3 protein-coding genes are annotated in these 3,505 nt (G+C 61.7%); all 3 read right to left on the reverse strand.

The window, feature by feature from the left end; all coding sequences use genetic code 11:
• Window positions 1-788: tyrosine-type recombinase/integrase (locus tag FXV83_RS36675; protein ID WP_148744492.1), on the reverse strand; the 788-nt coding region annotated here is incomplete at its 3' end.
• Window positions 785-2,119, reverse strand: a complete 1,335-nt coding sequence (locus tag FXV83_RS36680; protein ID WP_235940502.1) for a tyrosine-type recombinase/integrase — start codon at window positions 2,117-2,119, stop codon at window positions 785-787. The genes FXV83_RS36675 and FXV83_RS36680, both read right to left, overlap by 4 nt.
• A gap of 26 nt (window positions 2,120-2,145) precedes the next feature.
• A complete protein-coding gene (locus tag FXV83_RS36685; protein WP_430648971.1) occupies window positions 2,146-3,378 on the reverse strand; it encodes a site-specific integrase in 1,233 nt (410 codons plus the stop codon).
• Window positions 3,379-3,505 lie beyond the last annotated feature (127 nt).

Raw genomic sequence — 3,505 nt, forward strand, 5'->3', positions numbered from 1 at the left:
TGTCGGAAGCTGTGCGGCGTCACATGCTTAGTCCGCAACGTTGGCGTGGTTTCGGCTGCTGCCTTCACATAGGCCGCAAGCTTGAACCGAACGCCGGATGCGCTGAGCGGCTCGCCATAGCGGTTGACGAACAGCCGCTGGTCCAATGCACGCGGCTGTCGCTCCAGCAGCTTTTTCAGCAACAGCACGGTTTCCGGCCAGAGTGGGCAGATGCGTTCCTTGCGGCCCTTGCCGGTAAGACGAACGCAACTTGGGCTATCGAAGCGGATCGCCCTGGGACATAGATCGAGAGCCTCCTGTATCCGTGCCCCGCTGTTGTAGAGGAACGAGAGCAGTGCGTGATCGCGTATGCCTTCGAGTGTGGAGCGGTTTGGCTGGGCAAGGATCGCTGCTACCTCCGCAGGGTCCAGATAACAGGGTTCCGACACCGGCGCCCGCTTGACTGGGATGTGAAGGATTTCCACGCACTGAGCGATCGATGCGGGGTCCTTGGTTGCGACGAAGTTGAAGAAGCTGCGGATCGCGGCAAGCCTGCAGTTGCGCGTGCCGATCGTACCGCCGCGGTCGTGCTCGGCGTGACCGAGGAAGGCGGCCACCCCGTCGGCAGTCAGATCGGCCAGTGTGATCACCGCCACCTTCTTTTCCGCGCGTTGTGCGGCGAACCGCAGGAACAGCCGCCAAGTGTCACGATAGGACCGGACCGTGTGGATCGATGCATTGCGTTGCTCGACGAGCCATTCGTAGAAGAACGCACGCATCAAATCCGGGAACGCGTTCGCCTTGTTCATGGCCGCACCTCCTGCCCCAGATCGAGGCATGGCGCGCCTACGGCCCTGAACCGCTCGTTCGCAAGATGCAGCAAGTCGTGTGTAACGGTGATGTAGATGAGGGTGGAGTGGATATCCTTATGGCCAAGATATGTCGCGAGGAACGGCAGCCGGTCTTGCGGATTGATACCCGAGCGGTACCATTCGAGGATACGGTGCACGACCATCGAGTGGCGCAGGTCATGAAGACGGGGACCCATTCGCCCTTCTGGCGGCTTCAGCCCGGCTCGGCGGATCACGTCGACGAGCAACAAGGCGATCACCTGCTTTGTATAGCGGGCGTTGCGCCCCTCGTGCCAGAACAGGGCGGAGTGCGGATCCTGCGGTGCACCGGCCTGCTGCCGCGCATCGAGATAAGCCCGAAGCTCGGCGATCACACTGTCAGACAACGGCAGGATCCTCGTCTTGTAGAACTTGGTCTGCCGGATCGTGATTGTGCCGACGCGGAAGTCAACGTCACCAAGATCGATACGGGCAAGTTCGCCACGCCGAAGCCCCGCGCAATAGGCCAGCAGGAGCATGGCATAGATGCTCGGCGCACGCAGCGGGGCCCGTTGCGAAGGATAGGAACGGGCAATATCGAGCATCTGCCGTACGTCGGTCGGCGTATAGATGTAAGGCTTGCGCCACTGCTTCGCTAATTCCTTCTGCGGTCGCGGGTCCGGGCGGCGCGGCGGGAGCGACGGATTCTTATGGCGCAGGACCCTCGCAAGGATCCGCTCCAGTTTCTCACACTCCGCAGCGTGATTGAGTGTCGTTCTTGCTTTCTTCCAATGCTCCAGCATCACCTCGACCGGTTCATCCTGCAATGCAGGATTCAACTGCAGGAACCGATCGAACCGCAAGAACCATGCGGGCTGCGAGGTGTATTTGTATCCTCTGTTGCGCATCAGCGCGACGTGCTCGGCCATGATCCCGCCCAGCATGCTGCCGAACGGCTTGGGCTGGCGGAGTTCGGCAAGGGCCTGTTCGGGGTCATGCGACGCCAGTGCGCGCCAGATCGGCCGACATCGCTTGATATTGCATGCCTCGCACAAGGCGGTGACGGGATTGCGCTCGATCGCTCCGATGTTCAGAAGGTGATCGAGGAACCGATCGATGATGCGGGTGCGGTTCAGCAGCGTCGTCGCCATCCAATGGTCGGACAATGTCTGCAGCCAGGCCACCAGAACATCCTTGCCGAGCTCGGCATGGCGTTCAGCGACGTCCTGGAAGCTGTTCAGCACCTGCCTGTAAGAGGCGCAGCTGTCGGCGTGGCGCAGGCCAAGGCCTGCCAGATAGCGCGCGATCAACTGCCGTTCGGGATCTGGCCATGTTGTCATGAAAGCACCTCCGCTTCCGGCACGTCGAGTGCGATGGCCCTGAGGTCCTCGGTGGCAAGCTTGAGATAGGGCACCGTGGATTCCGCCGACCGGTGCCCGAGCAGATCACCGATGACCTTCTGCGGGACCGATGCGCGCAACATCTCGACCGCGCGTGCATGTCGGAAGACATGGGCACCGCTCTTGCCCGGCAGCTTGACACCGGCGTGGCGCAGCCGGCGTCGTACCACGCTGTCCAACATCCTGAGCTTGCGATAGGGAGCGCGCATGCGGATGAAGATTTCCCGGGCGTCGATCGCCGGCCGCCCCGCACGTAAATAAGCAAGCACTGCTTCGCCGACCGGCTCCATCAGGGGCAGGAAGGAACAGGCCCTGGTCTTGGTGTGCCGGATGCGGATCGATTCCGCCCGCCAGTTGATGTCCTCAAGCCGCAGGTTGCAGATTTCGCTCGACCTCAGCCCATAGGTCGCAAGCAATTGCAGAATCGCATGGTCCCTCAACCCCCTCGGTGTCCTGTCCTTTCCTACAGCCTTCAGGACGGCGGCAACTTGATCTCGCTCCAGAATCGAGGGCACGCCCTCATAGGCGTAGATCAGCGGACCGATGACATGCGGCGACAAGTCGATCGCGGTACGGCCGACCCGGTGCAGATGCCGTAACAAAGAGCGGAAGCGGTTCGCGACGGCGCTCAACGATTTGCGTGTCAGCTTCGGCGCGCGCATTTCCATATAGCGGTCGATGTCGTCGACCCTCAGGCTCCTCAGGCTATTGTCACCGTTCCGCCTGAACTGCCAGGTCAGGAAGTGCCGGGCCTCCCAGATCAAAGCCTCGATGCTAGCAGGGGCGAGGCCTCGCGCCTCACGAAGCCAGACCTCGTATTCGTCGCAGATCGCAAATCGCTCGGCCTCGGCGGCGCAGGCTGCTTTCGGAGAGGGTGGCCACTGGCCCTGCACAAGCCGCAGCAGCGCATGGATTCCGGCGCGCGGGATCGGGTGCTGGTGTGGCCCTGATCGACCATGGCGTTTGCGCAACATCCCACTCGCATGGCTTATGTATGTCGACACCAGCGCCTCGGTCACGTGCTCAACCTGGATTTCCCGCCGTTCGGGATAATCGAGGAATCTGCGCGCGCACCCGCAGTAGTTACTGATCGTCCTCGGGTGATAGCGTTGGCCGGCCAGTACGGCCTTGAGCTGGGCGATCAGGTCTTCACTGGATTTCAGCATCATCGTCTCCTCTGCTGGTCAAACGACTGCAGAGGACGCCGAAAAATAATGCGGAGCAAAGCCTGTGCCGGATCTGAGGATTTTCGCGATACTCACGCGCCGAGCCGGCATTCCTTCACATTACCGCCAC

The sequence above is a fragment of the Bradyrhizobium hipponense genome (assembly GCF_008123965.1).
GTDB classification, from domain to species: Bacteria; Pseudomonadota; Alphaproteobacteria; order Rhizobiales; family Xanthobacteraceae; genus Bradyrhizobium; species Bradyrhizobium hipponense.